We start from the raw sequence: 23468 nt of genomic DNA, 5'->3' as shown, positions 1-23468 counted from the left end.
GCAGACCCCACTGTGGGCTGCCTATTGGCAATCTCACAAGTCAGGTGTTCGCTAATTTTATTTGAATTCCTTTGACCATTATATCAAACACGATTTGGGCGTGCGTTTCTATGGTCGTTACGTCGATGATTTTATTTTGGTGCACGAAGACAAAGCGCTTTTAAAATCACTCATACCCCAAATGGAGCAGTTTTTACAGGAAGAGCTCGGACTTGAGATTCATCCTCGCAAGCGATACCTGCAGCATTATTGCAAAGGCATTCCGTTTCTTGGGGTGATACTGAAGCCACACTGTATTTATGCAGGTCGTCGCATCAAAGGAAACTTTTATGACGCCATTACAAAGCATAATGCAGTTATCAAAGACCATAAACCTTTGATAGAAGAGCAAATGGCCTTTTTATGTTCTATCAACTCTTATCTTGGGATTTTAAGTCATTACCAGTCGTATCGCCTACGAAAAGGCATGCTCAAAAAGCACTTATCCATTTGGTGGTGGAATCTGATGTTTTTCAGTGGCGGATGCGCCAAATTGGTAGCAAAACAAAGAACGGTACGATAATAAGGGTGTAAGGTAACGATGAGTTTAGATGTAGATGGATTTGATGAACCGGTAACCGGTGGTGGTGTCACCATTGCAATTAGCAATGACCATCGCCTGATAAAGCTGGCGCAAAAACTTCCTTGGGAGGAGATGCTGCAATTAGTATTGCCTGATTTACAACGTACGGATAGAAAACAATGGTGGATGGGCAGGCCCTTACGCGTACGCATTCACCTTGGTGTTTATATGTTACAACAGATGTTTAACCTCACTGACCGTGTAACAGAACAACAAGTACGAGATAATGCCGCCTTTCAATTGTTTTGTGGTTATGGCTTCATCAAGAAATGGCATGCGCCAGACCATACCAAAATCGAGGCGTTTCGCTCTCGATTAAGCCCTGAAACGCAGCGCCGACTTGCTAATTTGATAACGCAACAAGCAGTTAAACTAAATTACGCTAATCCTACAGAGCTTGATGTGGACTCAACCGTTCAAGAAGCCAATATAGCCTACCCCGCAATCGCCAACTTATTGGTTAAGGTTGCTGTTCTTGCATCAAAAGTTGGAAAAGGACTGAATCAATTGTGCTGTGGTGGCATGAAGCGTTACCGCGTTGGGCTAAGCAATTTAAAACAAATCGCGCTGTATTATTTTAATTTGAAACGCAAGGATGTTGGTGAGGGTATATTATCCGTGGTGCTTCAGCGGTTATGGCGTGAAACGTATGCCGATGTACTGCCTATCTTAAATGATATCTATTTGTTTGGTAATCAGTTGGCATCGGGTAAATATTGGGCGCTTCGCCGTGCTGTTGAGACGCTGAGCTGGCGCGGGACTATGTTATTACAGAATGTACATGGTTATCTTTTTGAAGGTATTATCAATCCATCGATTTCTTCATTGCATGCTTATGAAGTCGGCTGTTTTAACAAAGGTAAATTAAATAAAGGGTTGCAGTTTGGTCGCGCCTATCAATTAGGACGTATTGGAGGTAACTTTCTTTTTGTTGGCGAATGCACATCTACTTATATGCCAGATGCCCAGTCTTTACCGATGATGCTCAATACTCATGAGCATCTTTTTGGAAAGGGGTTACTGGCATCGGTTGCGACAGATAAGGGATATTATTCATTGAGTAACGAGCAGCTACTGATTGAAAAAGGCGTTCTTGAAATTCAATTACCCCGTCCTGACAGGACGCTCAATGCGGCTCGTGAAACAACGCCATGGACAATCAGGCAGTTATTGCATCATCGACGCGCTGGTATTGAACCTTTGATTGGCCACACGAAACATGGCGGCCAATTGGGCAGAAGCCGCATGAAATCTGATGCAACTACTAAAAGTTCTGGTTACGCTGCTGTATTTGGATTCAATTTAAGGCAGCTTACTCGTTGTCTTGCAGGCGAGATACGTCCAAACGTTGATGTAGTGAATAATAGTGCAGCAAATAATGCTAATATTACCGAAAAAATGAGCATGCAATTGGTATGATTGAGATGGATGAGTTCACTCTGATTTTAACCAGGCGTTAACGCGTTAAATTAAGATTTATCGATTGTTTTGTGAACAAATCATTTCGCGACAGCGACGTCTTATCCACAAATTCTGTGGATAAGATTGTGTATAGGCTGTCAAACCCTTCTTAAACTATATATCTCCTCAGATTTTCAGCAATTGACAAACCAAATTTGCGAACTAACTGTATTCAGTAGATGCGGTTACACAGTGATCCCAAAAGAAAAACACACACAAGCGAAATTTTTTCTAATTGAAATTCCAGTTTGAAACTTATCGGCAAATCCCCATAAAAAAATTTCAATCTAAGATTGCTTATATTTCTTATGTGCTACAGAAGGCATCCGGATAAATGTTTTTTAAAATGAAAATAAAAAGGGGTTTAGATATGAAGAGAATCCATACCGAAGCCTCTAATTAAAACTCAGGCTCGGCTAAAATCAAAGGCCAAGGTATTGGCAATTGCAGTCTGTTTACATGCCAATGCAAGAAGCCTATCAATACCTAACGCAACACCACTGCACGGCGGTAAACCATGTTCCAATGCTTGCAACAAATATTCATCGGGTTGAGGCTGAGATAGACCCTGCCGTTCGCGAATAGCCAAATCTTGCTTAAAGCGCATTGCCTGAGCCTTGGCATCCGTCAGTTCATGAAAACCATTCGCCAGTTCCACGCCTCTAAAGTAAATCTCAAAACGCTCAGCAACTCCTTGATTGATTTTCGCCAAAGCGGCCTGTGAAGGCGGAAAATTATAAACAGCTACCGGTAATGATTCTTTGCCCAGTGCGGGTTCTACGACGTGACTCATTAGTAGAAACAGATACTGATCCGGATCTTGTTCATTGGGTGTCAGCACATTATCCAGCTCAAATCGTTGTACGACTTCCTGTAACTGAGGAATTGTTACTGCAAGAGGATCAAAATCACAATGTTCTAGAAACACCTGCTGATAAGTTTTTCTCAACATCGACTGGCAATCCAATACCATTTGTAACAAAGCATCAACCTCATCCATCAGAGCATGATGATCAATATCCAATTGATACCATTCAAGCATAGTAAACTCTGGATTATGCCAACGCCCTAATTCATCATCACGAAAAACACGTGCTAATTGGAAAATAGGTCCACTCCCTGCAGCCAATAAACGCTTCATGTGATATTCTGGTGAGGTTTGCAGGCAATAACTTTGCTCACGGAAAGTTGCGTTGATATTTGCTAAATAAACATCCGTGATACCGAAACGCGCCATAATTGGCGTCTCTACTTCCAAATAACCTCGTTGATTGAAAAACTCACGGATTTGGCTGAGAATGTTTGCTCGTTGATGCAAAAACTCTATAGAGGCTGAAGGCGGCCAGAGTCCTTCCCTATCCATTAATAAAAAATCCCTAATTCAAGACGAGCTGCTTCAGTCATTCGCTCTTGAGTCCACGGTGGATCCCAAACCAATTCAACGGTGCAATCGCTGACTCCTTCAACTTGATTAACTGCTTGTTCAACTGTGCCAGGAAAAGTTTGTGCTACCGGACAACCAGGTGTCGTTAAAGTCATTTGGATGTGAACATGCTGTTCTTCATTAATAGCAATATCATAAATCAAACCCAAATCATAAATATTCACCGGTATTTCCGGATCAAAGACGTTTCTAAGCGCCAGGATGATCTGTTCTTTTAAAAGATCATGATTCGTTTTTTTTAAATCCAAACATGGCAATTACTCCGTACAAACCGTGTCTGAACTCTTAGAGAGAGCAGCTTCCAGAGTATGCCAGGCCAAGGTGGCACATTTAACTCGTGCAGGATAAGCTCTTACACCAGCAAGCACAGCAAGCTTATCTAAAGAGAGTAATTGATCATCATCATCTTTGGTTACCATCGCATGAAAGCGCTCAAACAATTCATGCGCTTCTTTAACTGTTTTACCAATCAAGGCGTCCGTCATCAGAGAAGCAGAGGCTTGTGAAATCGCACAACCGCAACCAACAAAACTTACATCAACAATAATCTCATCCTCAACTTTCAGATAAACAGTCAATTTGTCACCACAAAGAGGATTAAACCCGTTTGCTTGCGTCGTTGCATCAGGCATAGAATGATGGTTACGCGGATTGCGGTTATGATCAATAATAATTTCCTGATAAAGCTCTCGCAATTCCATACTCATGCAAATACCTCTTTCACCTTATGTAGCGCTTGAATGCAACGATCTATTTCTTCCTTGGTATTATAGAAAGATAATGAAATTCGGCTTGTTGCAGCCACATCAAAAAACTCATTAGGGGCATAGCACAGTGATGGCCACTACGAATAGCAATTCCAGCACTATCTAATATTGTGCCAATATCATGCGCGTGAATTTTTCCATGGACAAAAGAAATAACCGGCACTTTTTGTTTCGCTGTACCAATAATATTAAACCCCTTCACAGACTGCACCGCCAAGGTAGCATAATCCAGTAAATGAGCCTCATAAGCTGCAACAGCTTCCATATCCAAAGACCATAGATAATCCATAGCAGCACCCAAGCCGATGACCCCCGCAATATTAGGAGTACCTGCCTCAAATTTATGAGGCAGAGCAGCGTATTCTGTTGCTTCAAGAGTAACGTAGTTAATCATCTCACCGCCACCTTGATAGGGCACCATATCATCCAGTAAAGATTCTTTACCCCATAACACACCAATACCCGTAGGCCCATACATCTTATGACCAGAAAAGGCATAAAAATCGCAATCCAAAGCCTGTACATCGATAGGCAAATGCGCAGTAGCTTGCGCACCATCTAACATGACCAAAGCACCATGGGCATGAGCCATTTCAATCATTTTTGCAACTGGATTAATTGTACCCAAAGCATTTGAGGCATAGCTAATGGAAACAAATTTTGTGTTTTCATTCAGCATTTTTTCAAAGTCAGCTAACAGGATTTCACCGTCAAATGAAATAGGCGCCACACGTAAGCGCGCACCCGTTTTTTACATACCATTTGCCAGGGAACAATATTGGAATGATGTTCCATATGGGTAATCAAAATCTCCTCGCCAGGAAGGATTCGCGGAGCAACAAAACTTTGTGCTACCAGATTAATCGCTTCCGTCGTACCGCGCACGAAAATACATTCACGAGCAGAGTGGGCATTAATAAAATGCTGTACTTTGTTGCGCACAGCTTCATATTGCTGTGTAGCACGTACACTTAAAGCATGCACTCCGCGATGTACATTCGCATTATCATGAGAATAATAATGGGCAATCGCATCGATCACTGATTTAGGTTTTTGCGTCGTTGCTGCATTATCCAAATAAGTTAATGGATAATCATTTATCTTTTGATTCAGTACTGGAAAATCAGCACGAATAGCTTCTATATTCCGGCCTTCAATTAAAGTTGTTGCTGCACTCATAATCTCACCTCAACTGCTGATTTAGCAAAGTTCCCATCCATTCTGCAAGCATACGATGCGGAAGAAGACGTAAATTATCAGCGGCAAATGCATGAATTAAGTAATTACTCGCTTCACGTCTATCTATTCCACGAGTTGCCAGATAGAACAAAGCGTCCTCATCCAATTGTCCTACTGTCGCTCCATGTGTACAAACCACATCATCAGCAAAAATTTCCAATTGCGGTTTACTATCAATTTCAGCCTGCGCAGATAACAATAGATTCTTATTTTGCTGCTTGGCTTGGGTATGCTGCGCCCCTCTGGCTACGATTACTTTGCCATTAAATACAGCACGCGAACGCCCCATCAAAATCCCTTTATAATCCTGCTCGCTCTGGCAATTAGGCACCCTATGATGAATAGTGGTGTGATGATCGATATGCTGACCTTCAGCGGGAGCATAAATACCATTGAGAAAACAACGTGCATTTTCTTCCTGCAAATCCAAGCTCATATCACTACGTACCAGCTTACCACCCAGACTCAAAGAATGACTATCAAACTGACTATTCTTTGCTAAGTTCACTGCAAGATGCCCCATGTGGTAAGCCGACTTACTCTCACGCTGAATTTTATAATGGAGCACCTTGGCATTGGCAGCAGCAAACACTTCAGTAATCGTGTTGGTAAAATAACTGCATGCTTCTTCACCTCGATATTCTTCAATGATCGTGGCCTGACTCCCTGCTTCAGCAATAATTAGATGGCGGCCATAAACCGCCTGATTGGCTTGATCTTGCCAATGCGATAAAACTATAGGTTCTTCAACACAAACACCGGCTGGCAAATAAATCAAAACACCGGTGGCCAACATTGCTGTATTTAACGCCTGAAAACCATTTTCATGACGTAACAATTGCCCCAAATAGGGTTTAATCTTATCAGTCTGTTGCTCAAGAGCCTGGGCGAGAGATTGTACTAGAACTCCTGCAGGCAATTGTTTAGCAAGTAGATCAGTCCCGAATACCTGACCATTCTGGAGAATTAACTGCATACCTGTTGGTAAATCAGAATGAGGAGCTGTCGGCTCAGACACCAACATACCTTGCTGCTTCGCAAAGCGTTGCTGCAAAAATGAGTCCACAAGCGTGTATTTCCAATCCTCATCATGGCGGGTTGGAAAACCGTAACGAGTCAATTCACGCAAACCTTTTGCCTGTAATTCGGCTAGCCAGGGTATGGTTGATATCCCCGCTTTCGCTTGCTGTTTATAAAAATCAAGGAGTTCGCTCATGCCTGCTCAGTCTCCTCAAGCCAACTGTACCCTTTTTTCTCCAATTCCAATGCTAATGATTTGTCACCAGACTTAATGATACGACCATTGGCTAATACATGAATAAAATCAGGTTCAATATAATCTAACAAGCGCTGATAGTGAGTTACCAGAATGATGGCACGTTCCGGCGAACGCATGGCATTGACGCCATGTGAAATAATCCGCAATGCATCAATATCTAAGCCTGAATCCGTTTCATCAAGAATAGCAAGCTTCGGTTCGAGAGCCACCATCTGTAAAATTTCATTACGTTTTTTCTCACCACCAGAAAATCCTTCATTGATGCTGCGATATAAAAAACTCTCATCCATGTCTAGTAACTGACATTTTTCCCGAATAAAACTTAAAAACTCAATGGCATCCAGTGTATTCTTCCCCTGCCCCTTACGCACTGCATTCACTGACGCTTTAAGGAAATTAATATTGGTTACGCCAGGAATTTCAACCGGGTATTGGAACGACATAAAGACTCCCGCCTGAGCGCGCTCCTCAGGTGCAAGAGGCAATAAATCTTTTCCTAAATACATGATGGAGCCGTCGGTTATCTCATAGGCTGGATGCCCGGCCAAAACTTTTGATAGCGTACTTTTACCAGAACCATTTGGCCCCATAATGGCATGAACTTCACCTGGTTTTACAGTGAGATTGATGCCTTTTAGAATAGGTTGCGCATTAATTGCGACATTTAATTGATTGATTGCTAACATATTAACCGACTGCCCCTTCTAAACTAATACCTAATAATTTAGTAGCTTCTACTGCAAACTCCATGGGTAATTCTTTTAAGACTTGTTTGCAAAAGCCATTGACGATCATTGACACCGCGTCTTCTGTATCGATGCCGCGTTGTTGGCAATAAAACAACTGCTCTTCACTGATTTTAGAAGTAGTTGCTTCATGCTCTAATTGTGCCGTAGGGTTTTTAACCTCAATATAAGGGAAAGTATGCGCTGAGCATTCAGACCCCATTAACATGGAATCACATTGCGTGTAGTTACGAGCATTGGTAGCCGTAGGAGCAATACGCACCAAGCCACGGTATGCATTGTGTGAACGACCAGCACTGATCCCCTTGGAAATAATAGTGGAACGTGTGTTTTTACCCAAATGGATCATCTTCGTTCCAGTATCAGCCTGTTGAAAATTATTGGTAAGCGCTACGGAATAAAATTCACCAACTGACTCATCACCTTGCAAAATAACGCTGGGGTATTTCCAGGTAATCGCCGAACCCGTTTCAATTTGTGTCCAAGAAATTTTGGAGCGTTTACCGCGACAAGCACCACGCTTGGTAACAAAATTATAAATACCACCCTTGCCTTCTTTATCACCCGGATACCAATTTTGTACCGTTGAATATTTAATTTGCGCGCCTTCCAGTGCGACTAATTCAACGACTGCCGCATGCAATTGATTCTCATCACGCATCGGAGCGGTACAACCTTCTAGATAAGACACATAACTATCACTATCCGCAATAATCAGAGTACGCTCAAACTGACCCGTTGATGCGGCATTTATACGAAAATAAGTAGATAACTCCATAGGGCAACGCACACCCTTCGGAATATAAATAAAGGAGCCATCGCTAAATACAGCTGAATTAAGTGCTGCATAAAAATTATCACGATAAGGGACAACAGAACCTAGATATTGGCGTAACAAGTCAGGGTATTTATGGACAGCCTCTGAAAATGGGCAAAAAATAACACCTACTTCAGCCAGTTTCGCCTTAAAAGTTGTTGCAACAGACACACTATCAAACACTGCATCAACGGCTACACCTGCAAGCATTTCCTGTTCTTTTAAGGGAATACCTAATTTTTCATAAGTACGCAATAATTCTGGATCAACTTCATCAAGACTTTTAGGTGCATCTTTTTACTTTTGGGTGCCGAATAATAAGAAATGGCCTGGTAATCAATTGGTGGGTAATGCACACTCGACCATTCTGGGTTCGGCATAGTCTGCCAATGTCTGAATGCAGCCAAACGCCATTGTAATAAGAACTCTGGCTCACCTTTAATAGCTGATAAACGACGAATCACCTCTTCGTCCAGACCCGGCTCGAAGGTTTCAACTTCAATATCAGTTACGAAACCATGTTGATATTCCCGCTCAAGGAGGGAATTAATTTGCTCACTGCTTTTCGCCATTACTCACTCCACTTGCCAACTGCCTGATGCGGTTAATATCAACCGCCTGGAGAGATGGTTTTGCCAAAGCCTCCAAACTCACACTATCAAGTGCTGTTTCGATAGCCTGACTTATTAACCGCCAATTTCCTTGAATGTGACAAACTCCCTGCAAAGAACATTCATTCGGTTGCAAACTGCACTCAGTCAATCCACGCTGCTCTTCCAAAGCATAAATAATCGCAGCGACTGATATCTCACTTGCAGCTCGCTGCAAACGGTATCCCCCACTCACCCCGCGTACTGAAGTCAGCAATCCTGCCGCGGTTAAGCGTTTTAATAATTTGCTGACTGTTGGTACAGTAAGATGCGTATGTAATGCAATATCACGCGCGTTACACAGCGTTTGTGCACGCTTTGCTAGATACACCATCACAACTGTTCCATAATCGGCCAATTTGCTGATGCGCAGCATACCACCCCCACACCAAATAATCTAGTACCAAATAAGTCTTATTTTAAGAATTATATCTTTAATATAGTACTAATTCAGTTCTATTTAAAGCAAAAGACGAATGATACTCCATTTTAGAAGTCTGAGGCAATCAAAATAAAATTGACTCGACGAGTATTAATTTCTTCAAGATCAACCAGATATAATTGTTATATATTTTACCACATCGAACAATTGATAAACAAATAACCAAGCTGAGCAATTGACATCCACCCTTTACACGTTATAATGCCGGCACTTACTCTCAGTGGAATGACCGATGAAAGGATCTTTTAAAGTTATCATGAAGACTCTGGCAGTAATATGTTGTGCTGCTCTTTTTTATCCCCTGCTTTCGCGGAACCTCCAAACCTTAGTTTACTGAAAAAGATATTCAGACCTATCATGATTCAGGTCTTTATGAAAAAGAATTGGCGCAAGTTATTGCGCAAGCACGTGGTTACATCGTGAAAGAAGCTATAGCCAATACCCACAGTAGGAATCCCAAAAAATTGGCTATTGTACTTGATATCGATGAGACCAGTTTGAGCAACTACAACAAAATGGTGAAACGAGATTTTGTTGCTGATCATGCTCAAATACACAAAGAAATCTTGGCTGCTGACTCGCCAGCAATAGTCCCCATGCTATCCCTTTATCAAGATGCCTTAAAACATGGTATAAAAGTCTTTTTGTTACTGGACGCCCTCTTTCCGAATTAAAAGCGACCAGAGCCAATTTATTACGTGCGGGTTTTAACCATTGGGCTGGTCTTTATTTACGACCTGACACCTACCGTCAACCTTCGATTACACCTTTCAAAACCCAGGCGCGAAAATCAATCGCCAACCAAGGTTATACAGTCATTGCATCCATCGGCGATCAAGACAGTGATCTAAAGGGGGGCTTTATGCAAAAAGGATTTAAACTGCCTAACCCTTTTTATCACCTGCCTTAACTAGCCTATTGAAAATAAAATTATATTATTTTTTCTTTCTTAGGACCTGCGTCCCACGCGTTATGTGCGGGACGCAGGCCGTGAGCAGTGTGAGCGTTGCTTAGTAGCATGGAGAAAAAGAGCTCATAATTCACGGATGATTTATGAACTACTGATTATTCTAATGGTAATCTACAGCGATGATTTCGTATTCAACCAAGCCACCTGGTGTTTCCACGGTTACCGTATCATCCACCTGTTTACCAATTAAGGCGCGTCCAATTGGCGAACTGTAAGAGATTTTATTCACCTTAATATCCGCTTCATCTTCGCCAACAATTTGGTAAGCGAGCTCTGCATCGGTTTGTAAGTGGCATACTGTTACCACTGCACCAAACACCACCTTACCGTTGTTGGTTACTTTACTCAGATCAACGATTTGAGCATTTGAAAGTTTAGCTTCTAATTCCTGAATCCGCCCTTCATTAAAACTTTGCTGTTCACGCGCCGCGTGATATTCAGCATTTTCTTTCAAGTCACCATGTTCACGGGCAGTTGCTATCGCTTCAATAATACGCGGTCTCTCAATTGATTTAAGACGCTGTAATTCATTTTTAAGCGCTTCTGCTCCTTGCACTGTCATTGGATGTTTTGACATAGACCACCACCTCTAATGTAAATCTTGTAATCGGGTGACCGTTTCCCGGTCTTCGTATTTCATTGCTAAACACGCTGCTTCAGCACCTGACAACGTCGTAGTATAGCTGACCTTATGCTGCAATGCATTGCGTCTGATGGCAAAGGAATCTGCCGTTGCTTGCTTACCTTCTGTCGTATTGACAATAAAATCAATTTCATTATTTTTTATAAAGTCAACAACATGCGGCCTGCCTTCTGCCACCTTAAAAACTCGTCGGCAATCAATTCCGGCCGCTTGCAAAACCAACGCTGTACCACGGGTTGCAATAATTTCAAAACCCAACTGGATAAGCCGCTTTACTATTTCACCAACCCGCGCTTTATCTGCATCACGCACAGACACAAAAGCACGTCGCCGTTTAACAATATTACAACCAGCTCCCAACTGTGCTTTAGCATAAGCTTGACCAAAGCGTCTGGCAATACCCATGACTTCGCCTGTCGATTTCATTTCTGGTCCTAAAATAGAATCAACACCAGAAAATTTAATAAAAGGAAACACAGGGAGTTTGATTGAGTAGAACGCGGGCATTGGATAGTGTTGGCTTAAACCTTGCTGTTTCAAACTCTGACCCACCTTACAACGAGCTGCAATTTTTGCCAGAGGCAATCCTGTCGCTTTCGAAACAAAAGGCACCGTACGTGATGCACGTGGATTCACTTCAAGCACATAAATATCGTCAGCCTGAATAGCGAATTGGGCATTGACTAAACCAATTACCCCTAGCTTCAACGCCATTTGGCGAATTTGCTCAATTAAATCTTGCTGCACCACTACACTTAAACTAAAAGGAGGCAAAGTACAAGCAGAGTCACCTGAATGCACCCCAGCTTGTTCGATATGTTCCATGATGGCACCTATCATGACTTCTTCACCATCACAGACCGCATCAATGTCAACTTCTATAGCGTCGTTTAAGAATTTATCTAACAATACTGGCGAATCATTTGAAACAGCGACTGCATGCTCCAAATAATAACGCAGATCTTCTTCTTGATAGACTACTTCCATGGCACGGCCACCCAATACATAGGAAGGTCTCACCACCAATGGATAACCAATACGTTTGGCAAGCTCTATCGCTTCTTCTTCACTACGTACCGTACCGTTGGCTGGTTGATGCAGGTTCAACTCAGTAACTAATTTCTGGAAACGTTCCCGATCTTCGGCTTGATCAATCGCATCAGGAGAAGTACCGATAATAGTCACTCCGTTTGCTTCCAGTTCACGTGCTAATTTCAACGGTGTCTGTCCACCATAATGCACAATCACACCTGTTGGCTTCTCAACAGCAACAATCGCCAAAACATCTTCCAGAGTAACCGGTTCAAAATAAAGGCGATCAGAGGTATCAAAAATCAGTTGATACTGTTTCAGGGTTACAATTCACCATGATGGTCTGATAACCAGCCTCTCTTAAAGCCATGGCAGCATGTACACAACAATAATCAAATTCTATTCCCTGACCTATACGATTAGGTCCTCCACCTAGTATCATAATTTTCTGTTTGTCAGTTTCAGGTCTTGCCTCACAAGCCGTCTCATAACAGGAATATAAATAAGCTGTATCACTAGGAAATTCCCCCGCACATGAATCAATGCGTTTATAAACAGGCATTATTTCTAGTTCCAATCGGCGAGACCTGACTTGCTCTTCACTGCAACATAAAAGACGGGCTAGATATGCATCAGAAAAACCACGCCGTTTAAAATGACGCAGAGTCGTTTTATCCAAATCCTGAATTGATTTCTCATAAAGGAGGCGTTCGAGCAATACCAATTCTTGAATCTGCGCTAAAAACCAGGGATCAACTTTGCTCTCCTGGTGTATTTCTTCTAAAGATAAATCTTGGCGAAAAGCATCTGCAATATACCATAATCGATCTGGCGTAGGCTCACGTAAGTGGCCTCGTAAGCGTGCCATATCACCTTTTACAAATAAAGATTCTAAACCACAACGACCTATTTCTAAGCCACGAATTGCTTTCTGTAAAGACTCCTGGAAATTAGAGCCAATTGCCATTACTTCGCCTACCGATTTCATTTGTGTCGTCAAGATAGCCGAGGTTTGGGGAAATTTATCAAAATTAAAACGAGGAATTTTAGTCACGACATAGTCAATGCTTGGCTCAAAGGACGCCGGTGTTTTTCCTCCTGTAATCTCGTTAGCCAATTCATCCAAGGTGTATCCAACAGCAAGCTTAGCTGCTACTTTAGCAATAGGAAAACCTGTTGCCTTGGAAGCCAGCGCAGAACTGCGCGACACACGTGGATTCATTTCTACGACTAGCATACGTCCATCTTCAGGATTAACCGCAAACTGAACATTAGAGCCGCCAGTATCCACACCCACAGCACGCAATACTTTAATCGCCGCATCACGCATGCGCTGGAATTCTTTGTCAGTCAAGGTCTGCGCCGGTGCGACAGTAATTGAATCACCAGTATGCACCCCCATGGGATCTAAATTTTCAATCGTACAGACAATAATACAATTGTCATTCTTATCGCGTACCACTTCCATCTCATACTCTTTCCAACCGAGTACGGATTCATCGAGTAATAATTCATGGGTAGGTGATAATTCAAGACCGCGAGAACAAATTTCTTCAAATTCTTCACGATTATAGGCGATACCACCACCACTACCGCCCATGGTGAAGGAGGGTCGGATGATGGTCGGGAAACCCAGTTGAGCTTGTACTTGAAAAGCTTCTTCCAAACTATGTGCAATTGCTGAGCGCGGCATCTCCAAGCCAATTTTCTTCATCAATTGGCGAAATTTATCCCTGTCCTCGGCACTGTCGATTGCTTCACGGGTAGCCCCAATCATTTCAACTGAATACTTCTCTAATACACCTTCTCTTACCAAATCCAAAGCACAATTAAGAGCTGTTTGCCCCCCCATGGTTGGCAATAAAGCATCTGGACGTTCTTTGTCGATAATTCGCGCTACTTCCTGCCATTGTACTGGTTCAATATAGGTTGCATCGGCAAGTTCAGGATCGGTCATGATCGTTGCCGGATTGGAATTCACCAAAATGACTCTATATCCCTCCTCTTTCAACGCCCTGACGGCTTGTGTCCCTGAATAATCAAATTCACAAGCTTGGCCAATGACTATCGGACCGGCACCAAGAATGAGGATGGATTGAATATCAGTACGTTTTGGCATATTAACTACAAAATGGATTAAAGTGGCTTATTTTACCGATTTTTGCTTAAAGATTATACCCATGCGCTGTGATTTTTCCTCAAAACCACATAAAACCTCACGAGTTGAAGTAGCTTGGACAATGTGTCTTTCTCAAAGTAAGGCAGGACAGTTCAGATTTATCTGCCCTAGTTTTTATAATCACTATGCAGTTTTGCCCATAGGCGTCCTAAAAGTTCATGCATGGCAATACTTAAATAAAAAAGATTATGCGGATTAGGCAAATAAGTTTTCCCCCAACGCTCATCATTCCAATAAAAAGTAAAATCAGTCGGCGCCGCGATAGGATGCATACCTCTTGCTTGACAAAGCGCCATTGCACGCGGCATATGAATAGCAGAAGTCACTAAATAAAACGGTTCTTCATGCACGATTTCTTTAATTGCCTTGACCTGATCAGCAGTATTTATGGAGGCTTTTTCCAAGACAATATTACTAGTCGGAATTGTGCACCAAGAAGCCAACTCTGCCATGCGCATCGCTTCGGGCAACTCAAACCCATAGCCGCCACCAGATAGTAATAATTTTGCTTCCGGTAATTGTTTATAGAGCCTTATTCCTTCTAACAATCGCTTGATACTGGCTGAATATAATAAGCTGTTTATTGTTTGCCCTGGTATTTCTGACTGACCGCCGCTGAATACCACTACCCAATGAATCGCAGGATCAACCTGAGTGATAACAGGATACTGATCTTCCAGGTGACGAGTAATCACTTGTGGTAGCCAACCTGTACTACATAATAAAAGTAACAGCACGACTAACAAAAAACCGCAGCGCACCAATAAACCGTCTCCGTACAGCCATAGCAGAATCAAAAAACGCACAATAATAACCAACACAGAAAGAAAGGATTTAACACCCCTTCAAGTACATGGCGAATAATAGCCACTATCTCACCCTACTCATCAGATAAAGTCCTAACAAAGCGAATAAACAAGTCGGCCCTATGGCAGCTATTTCTGGCGGCCATTGAAACACCTGACTTACCGGCCCGAAGAAACGATTGATAATATGAAATCCAAACCCAACAGTAGCCCCAGCCAATAGTTTTGATCCCATGGTTGACGAGCGCAAAGGGCCAAAAATAAACGGGATAGCCAGAATCATCATCACCACCGTTGTCAATGGCTGTATCAAACGCTGCCAATAAGCCAATTGATAATTAGCTGCATTTTGATGGCTATGTTTCTGAGCATGCAAATATTGACGTAACTCATGTAAGGTCATCTCATCCGGTTCACGACTGCTGACACTTAAAATATCTGGTTTTACTGTCACATCCCAAGGCATTTTTTAATTTTGCGAATCTGCGTACCCTCATTATTAATGAGGGTTTCTGCTATATCATGGGCTTCCCATTGGCCATTAACATAGTTAATTCTGTCAATGTGGCGAGCAAAACGCATTTTATGAGACGCATCGAAATGATATTGAAAGACTAATTCCAAGGTATTGTTAGGTAATATCGTTCCGATAGAAATAAAATCATCTAGATGACGTAGCCAAACACCATGTGCTGTACGTAAAGTCTGGCCACCACTCATGGCCTGTATTTTTTGATCATTGGCATAGGAGGCCAGCTTGGGCACGATGGTTTCTCCTACCAAAGTGACAAAAAGAATGAGTAATAAAGCAGCTTTGAGTACAGCCAGCGTTACCTGGCCAATAGACATCCCGGCTGCACGCATAACGACTAATTCACGGTGATTAGCCATAATTCCCAAACCAATCAAACAACCCAACAAACTAGCCATCGGAAAAAACAAATAAACCTGGTAAGGCATCTGCAAAAAGACATAGAAGGCTGTTTGCACAATACCATAATCCCCCTTACCCAAATCATCTAACTGGTTAACAAAGAGAATAAACACTTGTAACCCTGCAAGCATCAAGGTCACCAAAGCAATAGCTGCCAAAACCGTTTTTGCGATGTAACGGTCGAGCAATTTCATGATAATTTCACCTGATTACGCCAAATTAACAGTAAACCTATTCCCACAACTGTAAGGTGTAACCACCACACGCCAACCCACAACGGTACTTTGCCAGCTATCAGCCAATCACGAGAAACAAACATAAAATTGGCATACACAATATAAAGAACAATCGCAGGTAACAATTTTGCATATTTACCTGCACGCGGATTAACCCGACTTAAGGGAACGGCAACTAACGTTAAAGTCAACACCATAATCGGTACCGATAACCGCCATTGTAATTCTGCTGCTTTCCGCCTGTCAGGATTATTGAAGGGCAATAAGCTGGCGGTATCCGTAGTACGAATATCTTTTTCTATTTCAATCACCGGATGGGGCAACCGTGCTTTATATTGGTCAAATTCTGCAACCTGAAAATCGGCCTTTCCAGGCATCCCTTCATATTCACTACCCCGTTGCAAAACAATATAATTTTCCAGCGTCTTCGGATCAGTTTCAGCAAAAGCCCGCTCTGCCAATAGGATATCCCATTGCAACTGATTATTTTTAACAACCTGGCGTGCAAGAAATACGTGCTGTGCTTTTGAATGCTCACGATTCATTGACTCCACATAAAAGATTTGTTTACCTTCTGATAGAGCCCTAAATCGGCCTGGTACAATCATTTGAATGGCGGTTTGAATACCTGTTGTACGTAATAATTTTGCTCGCTCAGTAGCAATCACCGGACTTGCCCATATCATAATAATCCCTACTAATACACTAACTACTGCCGCCATGATAAAACTATGGCGCAGCAATTGAGAGGGTCCATAACCACAGGCTTGCAACACGGTCATTTCACTTTCAGCATAGAGACGGCCATAAGCAATCAACAAAGCCACATAAAATCCAAGCGGAAGCAATAACCCCATAAGATTCGGTAATTCCAGCATCATTAATTTCATAATGATCATGCCAGGAATTTGTCCACTGGCAGCACGATTAAGATAGCGTACGAATTGATTAGACATGAAAATTAACAACAAAATAGTCGTTAACGACGCTAAAGTAACAAAAACTTCTTTGGCTAAATAACGAAAAATCAGCACGGCCTGTCTCTATCGATTAGGACGTATTAGATGGATTTTGGACAAAATTATTTTCTCCTGAATCGCTCACAATACTTATACGTAGATTCTCTAACAGCACAGCATACCATAACTACGAGGGATTGATTAACTTCTGACAGTAGAATTACGAACCGACCCTAGGTAAACTAACAGTTTTTACGCAGGATAGGAAGTAGAAATGAAGTATGGGTTAATTGCAACACCATCACTTAAAGCCAATGAGTGCCTTGTGCTTGGCCTCTTTGATGACTGCGGTCTGCGCGATTTTGGCAAAACACTGGATAAGCAATACAATCATCTTATTTCTCGTTTATTCAAAAAATTGAACGAAGAAGGCGACTCCATATGGCAAGCTGATATAGATGGCCACAGTTTAGTGCTTCTTCATTGCGGCAAAAAAGCAAAATTTTCTGCCAGAAATTTGCGCAAACGCCTTGGTGACATCGGCGCAGCGCTGATTAAACAACGCATTGTTACAGCCACTCTCTGTTTGCCGCAAGTCAATGAACATAATGCTGATTGGCAGGTTCAGCAAATGCTGTTGCAACTCGATGCACAACTATACCAACTTTCCGATTTTAAAACTAAAAGTAATAAGCCTAATCGACTTGAAGCAATTGACTTTTATCTGCCAGGAGCATCCAACACTGCTATCGAAACTGGCCAAGCAATTGCTGCCGGCGTACAGCTCACTCGCACACTAGCCGATTTACCAGCCAATCACTGCACTCCCACATACCTGGGAGAACAAGCCATGGAACTGGTACAGCAACACGAAAATCTAACAGCAAAAATAATGTGCCCTGAAGATATGCAAGCTATGAATATGGGCGCATTGCTTGCTGTTGCTAAAGGCAGCGTGGAACCACCTCGTTTAATTGAAATGCAATACAGTGGCGGCGGCGATACCCAGCCTGTTGTCTTGGTTGGCAAAGGAATCACCTTTGATTCTGGCGGCTTAACGCTAAAACCAGGCAATGCCATGGATGAAATGAAATATGATATGTCTGGTGCTGCAGCCGTCTTTGGAACCATCAAAGCCTGTGCAACATTAAAATTACCAATTAACCTGATTGGTCTCATCCCCAGCGCAGAAAATATGCCCAGTGGTGCTGCCGTAAAACCCGGTGATATTGTCACCAGCATGTCCGGTCAAACGATTGAAATATTAAATACGGATGCCGAAGGCCGGTTAGTGTTAGCCGATGCATTAACTTATGCAGAACGCTTCAACCCAGATTGGGTTATCGATCTTGCAACACTGACTGGAGCAATGATTATAGCGCTTGGTCATGTCACCACAGGTTTTATGACAGAAGACGATGAGTTGGCAAACATGATTCTTGCCGCCGCCAACGAAAGTGACGATAAAGCCTGGCGCATGCCTCTGGATGATGCTTATCAGGACGTGCTTGATAGTCCCTTGGCTGATATGATTAATGCGTCTTTTGATCGCGGTGCCGGTGCAATTACTGCTGCCTGTTTTCTCTCGCGCTTTACCAAAAAATATCGCTGGGCTCATATGGATATAGCAGGCACTGCCTGGATTTCGGGTAAAAAACGCAATGCGACTGGTCGCCCTGTTCCTTTATTAATTGAGTTAATACGCCATGTCACAAGTTCGCGTTGATTTCTACTTATTAAATAGCCATGAAGCCTCTGCTCGTTGGCTACTGGCTTGTCGTTTGCTGGAAAAAGCCTATCTACGTGGACATCAGGTTTTTGTCTACTGCGATACGAAACACGATGCGGAACAAATCGATGAGTTACTGTGGACGTTCAAAGACAACAGTTTCATCCCTCATAATTTACAAGGAGAAGGTCCAGAACCCCCTCCCGCCATACAGCTTGGCTATCAGGGAGAACCGCGAGGGTTCAATGATATTTTGCTGAATTTGGCTACTCCGATTCCCAGTTTTTATGCACGGTTTCGCCGTGTTATGGAAATCGTTGTCAATGATGAAACAGCCAAAGAATTAAGCCGTGCTCATTACCGCGAATACCGTGCAAAACAATGTGAACTGCATACTCATGAAATTGAATTGTAACTCAGTAAAATTCCTAGGTTCACTCCCCCATATCTTAATCAAATCTTCGCTAAATTTTGCCCAACACGCCGGGTGAAAACCTAAGGCTGTACCCTGGATTCAAAGCCTCTTAACTTTAATGAATCCTTTTACTGTTTCCCATAAGTTTTTAACAAATAATGCGCCACCGCACGCAATGCCATCGCTTCCCCACCTTCTGGTTTTCCAGGCTTGCTGCTGACATTCCAGGCCATGATATCAAAATGGATCCAGGGTAGAGAGGGAGTAACAAAACGTTGTATGAATAACGCTGCAGTAATAGCACCTGCGTAACCGGAAGAACTTGAATTCACTAAATCGGCAATCGATGAATCAAGCATCGAGTCATAACCGGCAAAGAGTGGTAAACGCCACATCGGATCATCAACAGCCTTTGATGATTCAATCAATGACTGTGCCACGTCATCCTTATTGCAAAACATGGCGGCGATCTCGGTACCCACTGCAACACGGGCAGCTCCTGTTAAGGTAGCGAAATCAAAAAGTATCTCCGGCTTTTCTTCACAAGCCTTCGCGATGGCATCCGCTAATACCAATCGCCCTTCTGCATCAGTATTATCAATTTCCACGGTTAAACCATTGCGCATGGTTAATACATCGCCTGGGCGGAAAGCATCAGGACCTACTGAATTTTCAACAGCCGGAATAAGAACTTGTAAACGGATAGCCAATCGCTGGGTCATTATCCACTGCGCCAGGCCAATCACATGCGCAGCACCGCCCATGTCTTTTTTCATCAAACGCATACCGCTTGATGGTTTGATATCCAAGCCGCCGCTATCAAAGCAAACCCCCTTTCCTACCAAGGTTACGCGTGGGTGCTTTTCATCCCCCCAAGTTAGAGATAATAAACGGGGTGCTTTCGCCGATGCCCGGCCAACGGTATGAATTGCAGGAAAGTTAGCGCTTAGCAATTCATCGCCCACCCATTGCTCACAATGAGCATGATGTTCCTTTGCTAAATCAGCCAATACCTTGGCTAACTCCTCTGGGCCCATATCATTGCTCGGCTTGTTGATTAAATCACGCACCAGAAAGATGGCATTACAGTCTGCCAAGATTGCCGTCAATTGCGCTTTATTGACAACGAGTACAGTAGGAAAACTGTCTTGTTTCTTATAATCGGCAAAACGATATTGTGCCAGTGCCCACGCGATACAAGCGTCCTGTTTTAAGTCTTGTTGTGGGATATAATGACCAGGCGGCAACGATTTAGCAGCCTGGGCAAGCGCTTGACTTTGATTATCGTCATCACCTGTACCAAGATAGGCCTTGTGAAGAAGACCATCCTGCGTATTGAGCAGGCAAAGATCACCCAATTTACCTTTGAATTGCTGTCCAACAAAAGCATTACGCTCTGCTGCAGTTAAAGTTTCTAAACCCTTTTCCCATTCAGTTTTAGTCACCAAAAACAAAGGCACGGCCTTTTCAGAGTGAGTATCATAAAACAGATCTGCACGCATCATTACTCCTTCATATGACCACGGAATTGTGCTGGACGAATACCAGTCATGTATAAACTTATAAAATAAATCATCACCGCAACCGCCACATGGGCAAGTAACCAGGTCAATCTTAATACAGGTGATTGGGCTAACCAGAAACTAACGTTACCAGTCATTAACAGCAAATAGACTGCCACTGCTGTATTGGCAACACCTAACTGCAGAATATACTTAAACCAACCTGTCATTGGTTGATAAATACCTCGTCGCTTTAATAGGAACAACAAGATCGCACAATTAATATAACCTGCCAAAGCCGAAGCCAAAGTAAGGCCTGCGTGAGCAAGAGGCCAAATGAACAGCAGACACAGTAAACTATTTATTACCATGACTAAAGCACCTACCTTGACCGGTGTTTTGATGTCCTGGCGAGCATAAAAACCTGAAGCAAGTACCTTAACCATCATGAAAGCTGGTACACCAGAGCCCAGGGTAATAAGACTTTTTGGGTTTGAATTAAATCATAGGCTGAGAATTTACCATAGGCAAAACAACCCGCAATTAACGGCATAGCAAATAAAGACAACCCTAACGCGGAGGGAATCCCTATCAGCAGTAATAAGCGCAAGCCCCAATCCAGCGCGCGAGAAAACTTCTCGTTACTTTGTTCAGCATGGCGTCTGGATAAATGAGGTAGAATAACCGTAGCAATCGCTACTCCAAATACGCCTAAAGGAAAATCGGTCAGCCGATCAGTGTAGTACAACCAGGTCACACTACCCACTTTCAAAAAGGATGCAAAAATAGAATCAACCATCAAATTAATCTGCGCGATCGACACACCAAACAAAGCAGGGATCATCAATTTCAAAACACGCTTCACGCCTGGGTCATTCCACACCAATTTGGGTTTCACCAACAAGTTGCGTTGGTAAAGGAAAGGGAGTTGAAACAATAATTGAGCAATTCCGGCAATCAAGACCCCCCAAGCCAAACCAACTACGGGTTGGTTAAGTAGTGGGCATAAATAAAGCGCAGCTAGAATCATGCAGATATTGAGTAACACTGGCGTAAACGCTGGAACGCCAAAATAGCCATAGGTATTTAAGATGGCACCAGCCATAGCGGTTAGAGAAACCAACATCAGAAACGGAAAGGTTAACCGCAGCATTTCCGTGGCAAGTAATGAACGCACACTGCCCTCACCAAAACCCGGCGCAAAAATAAAAATAATCACTGGTGCGGCCAAAACCCCAATCACGGTGACGATTGAAAGAATCACTCCTAACTGACCCGCAATACGAGCAATAAAAGTACGTACTTCATCAACCGTCCGTGTTTGCTGATATTCCGCGAGTACGGGCACAAAAGCCTGTGAAAACGCACCCTCTGCAAATAAACGACGCATAAAATTAGGGATTCTAAAAGCAACATAGAAGGCATCCATCCCTGCTTGCGCACCAAACAGTTGCGCAAGTAACATATCACGTGCAAAACCAACGAGCCGTGATATTAACGTCATTATTGAGACGAGAGAGGTAGAACGCAGCAAGCTTTGTCGTTTTGGGACCATGGTTTCAATCGCAGACATAGTTCAAATTAATTTCTAAGGCGTGCCCTATGATATACCGAGAAACCAGCTTTTATTGATTTTTAGCAAAGATTTTTTATCCTTATTTAAATAATGGTCATTAACTTTCTGCTAAAGTAACTGAATTACTGGAATAAAAGGATTTTCATGATAGCTACATCACTCTCTACCATTGCATTATATTCCTTGGCACCAGCGTTTGGCATGATCCTGGGTGGTGCAATTGCCAGTATCTATCAACCCAGTGATAAATTAACTTCCGCCACACAACATTTTGCAGCGGGCGTCGTATTTGCCGCTGTTGCAAAAGAATTATTACCCAAACTTGGTGCTGAGAATGAACCCATAACGCTTATTATCGGCTTTTCTTTGGGTGTCATCTCCATGCTGTTGCTTAAAAAACTTTCAAATAGGCTCATGGAGCATGAAGAGCAAAAAAAGGAATCTCACTGGGTTTAGTCAGTGCTGTCGGTGTTGATTTATTCATTGACGGTATCTTAATTGGCGTTTCTTTTTTGGCAGGTGCTAAAGGGGGTATTCTGATTGCCATTGCCTTGGCAATGGAAATTCTATTTTTAGGCTTATCGACCACAGCAACCTTAGGCAGCCGTTCGGTAGGAGTCAACGCTCGTTTACTATTAAGCATATGCCTTGCCTTGTTGATTCCCCTTGGCAGTATCGTTGGTGCAGCATTATTATCACAATTACCAATGGCTATTACCGATGGTTTCCTGGCTTTTGGTGTAGCAGCCTTGCTTTATCTGGTAACCGAAGAATTGTTAACCGAAGCCCATGAACAAGCGTTTACTGAAACACCCGACATTACAGCCTGCTTTTTTGTCGGATTCCTTTGTATTTTGCTATTGGAAAATCTTGCCAGCTAAATGACAAGCTTAGACTCTCAATCTCATGGGTATACACGGCCTCAAAGAAAAAGAGAGCTTTTATTCGAATTGTTTCGATGCTGATAAAAATAGTACGCAATACCAATTAAAAGTCGGGCACCGGCCGCGCTCACGGGCA

General features: G+C 42.7%; 15 protein-coding genes and 7 pseudogenes. 7 read left to right on the top strand and 15 right to left on the bottom strand.

Annotated elements, in window-relative coordinates:
- Nucleotides 1–61: 61 nt before the first annotated feature.
- Together BN58_RS27195 and BN58_RS18670 are read left to right on the top strand one after the other, a co-directional pair.
- Nucleotides 62–562 (top strand): RNA-dependent RNA polymerase family protein, encoded by a 501-nt coding sequence (locus BN58_RS27195; RefSeq protein WP_019218128.1) that lies wholly within the window; start codon nt 62–64, stop codon nt 560–562.
- 18 nt (nt 563–580) lie between these two features.
- On the top strand, nt 581–2041 hold the full coding sequence (locus BN58_RS18670) for a transposase (RefSeq protein WP_019218127.1): 1461 nt from the start codon (nt 581–583) through the stop codon (nt 2039–2041).
- A gap of 448 nt (nt 2042–2489) precedes the next feature.
- On the opposite strand, the gene epmA is transcribed toward BN58_RS18670, so the two are convergent.
- The 8 genes and pseudogenes from epmA to BN58_RS18630 all read right to left on the bottom strand — a co-directional run bounded on the left by epmA (nt 2490) and on the right by BN58_RS18630 (nt 9401).
- Nucleotides 2490–3446 (bottom strand): elongation factor P--(R)-beta-lysine ligase, encoded by a 957-nt coding sequence (gene epmA, locus BN58_RS18665; RefSeq protein WP_019218126.1) that lies wholly within the window; start codon nt 3444–3446, stop codon nt 2490–2492.
- A pseudogene (locus BN58_RS27190) lies at nt 3446–3779 on the bottom strand (SUF system Fe-S cluster assembly protein). The gene epmA and the pseudogene BN58_RS27190 overlap by 1 nt, the downstream one beginning before the upstream one ends.
- 5 nt (nt 3780–3784) lie before the next feature.
- A complete protein-coding gene (sufU, locus tag BN58_RS18655) occupies nt 3785–4234 on the bottom strand; it encodes a Fe-S cluster assembly sulfur transfer protein SufU (RefSeq protein ID WP_019218124.1) in 450 nt (149 codons plus the stop codon).
- Nucleotides 4231–5473: pseudogene (locus BN58_RS27185) on the bottom strand (SufS family cysteine desulfurase). Before BN58_RS27185 ends, sufU begins: the two are co-directional and overlap by 4 nt.
- A gap of 4 nt (nt 5474–5477) precedes the next feature.
- Complete coding sequence (gene sufD / locus BN58_RS18645) at nt 5478–6749, bottom strand: Fe-S cluster assembly protein SufD (protein ID WP_019218123.1); 1272 nt, start codon at nt 6747–6749, stop codon at nt 5478–5480.
- Nucleotides 6746–7498, bottom strand: coding sequence for a Fe-S cluster assembly ATPase SufC (sufC, locus tag BN58_RS18640; RefSeq protein ID WP_019218122.1), 753 nt, complete (start codon nt 7496–7498; stop codon nt 6746–6748). Before sufC ends, sufD begins: the two co-directional genes overlap by 4 nt.
- A gap of 1 nt (nt 7499) precedes the next feature.
- A pseudogene (sufB, locus tag BN58_RS27180) lies at nt 7500–8947 on the bottom strand (Fe-S cluster assembly protein SufB).
- Nucleotides 8931–9401 (bottom strand): SUF system Fe-S cluster assembly regulator, encoded by a 471-nt coding sequence (locus tag BN58_RS18630; RefSeq protein ID WP_019218120.1) that lies wholly within the window; start codon nt 9399–9401, stop codon nt 8931–8933. The pseudogene sufB and the gene BN58_RS18630 overlap by 17 nt, the downstream one beginning before the upstream one ends.
- A gap of 449 nt (nt 9402–9850) precedes the next feature.
- Here BN58_RS18630 and BN58_RS38090 point away from each other — a divergent pair.
- Nucleotides 9851–10377 (top strand): annotated as a pseudogene (locus BN58_RS38090) (HAD family acid phosphatase).
- A gap of 160 nt (nt 10378–10537) precedes the next feature.
- Here the strand turns inward: BN58_RS38090 and greA are convergent.
- From greA to lptF, 5 genes and pseudogenes are all read right to left on the bottom strand, one after another.
- Nucleotides 10538–11014, bottom strand: coding sequence for a transcription elongation factor GreA (gene greA / locus BN58_RS18620; RefSeq protein ID WP_019218119.1), 477 nt, complete (start codon nt 11012–11014; stop codon nt 10538–10540).
- 12 nt (nt 11015–11026) lie between these two features.
- Nucleotides 11027–14231: pseudogene (gene carB / locus BN58_RS37265) on the bottom strand (carbamoyl-phosphate synthase large subunit).
- Nucleotides 14232–14398: 167 nt separating this feature from the next.
- A complete protein-coding gene (locus tag BN58_RS27165; RefSeq protein ID WP_019218118.1) occupies nt 14399–15112 on the bottom strand; it encodes a YdcF family protein in 714 nt (237 codons plus the stop codon).
- 49 nt (nt 15113–15161) lie between these two features.
- Nucleotides 15162–16231: pseudogene (gene lptG, locus BN58_RS37260) on the bottom strand (LPS export ABC transporter permease LptG).
- On the bottom strand, nt 16222–17301 hold the full coding sequence (gene lptF, locus BN58_RS18600) for an LPS export ABC transporter permease LptF (protein ID WP_019218117.1): 1080 nt from the start codon (nt 17299–17301) through the stop codon (nt 16222–16224). Before lptF ends, lptG begins: the two are co-directional and overlap by 10 nt.
- A gap of 199 nt (nt 17302–17500) precedes the next feature.
- Here lptF and BN58_RS18595 point away from each other — a divergent pair, with 199 nt between their 5' ends.
- Together BN58_RS18595 and BN58_RS18590 are read left to right on the top strand one after the other, a co-directional pair.
- Nucleotides 17501–18952: a leucyl aminopeptidase gene (locus BN58_RS18595; RefSeq protein ID WP_019218116.1), complete on the top strand. Its 1452-nt coding sequence runs from the start codon at nt 17501–17503 to the stop codon at nt 18950–18952.
- Complete coding sequence (locus BN58_RS18590; RefSeq protein ID WP_019218115.1) at nt 18933–19370, top strand: DNA polymerase III subunit chi; 438 nt, start codon at nt 18933–18935, stop codon at nt 19368–19370. Before BN58_RS18595 ends, BN58_RS18590 begins: the two co-directional genes overlap by 20 nt.
- Nucleotides 19371–19498: 128 nt before the next feature.
- Here BN58_RS18590 and BN58_RS18585 read toward each other — a convergent pair whose 3' ends face one another.
- Complete coding sequence (locus BN58_RS18585) at nt 19499–20872, bottom strand: leucyl aminopeptidase family protein (protein WP_026069608.1); 1374 nt, start codon at nt 20870–20872, stop codon at nt 19499–19501.
- A gap of 2 nt (nt 20873–20874) precedes the next feature.
- A pseudogene (murJ, locus tag BN58_RS27150) lies at nt 20875–22427 on the bottom strand (murein biosynthesis integral membrane protein MurJ).
- A 165-nt stretch (nt 22428–22592) separates the two neighbouring features.
- Between murJ and BN58_RS35325 the strand changes: the two are divergent.
- Both BN58_RS35325 and BN58_RS35320 read left to right on the top strand, forming a co-directional pair.
- Entirely contained in the window at nt 22593–22904 is a 312-nt protein-coding gene (locus BN58_RS35325; RefSeq protein WP_232220782.1) for a hypothetical protein, read from the top strand.
- Nucleotides 22905–22960: 56 nt separating this feature from the next.
- A complete protein-coding gene (locus BN58_RS35320; protein WP_332248024.1) occupies nt 22961–23329 on the top strand; it encodes a ZIP family metal transporter in 369 nt (122 codons plus the stop codon).
- Nucleotides 23330–23468: the final 139 nt, after the last annotated feature.

Origin of the sequence: Legionella tunisiensis (genome assembly GCF_000308315.1) — a bacterium.
Lineage (GTDB): Bacteria > Pseudomonadota > Gammaproteobacteria > Legionellales > Legionellaceae > Tatlockia > Tatlockia tunisiensis.
Note: the sequence above shows the minus strand (reverse complement) of the source record. Positions and strands in the feature narration are given on the sequence as shown.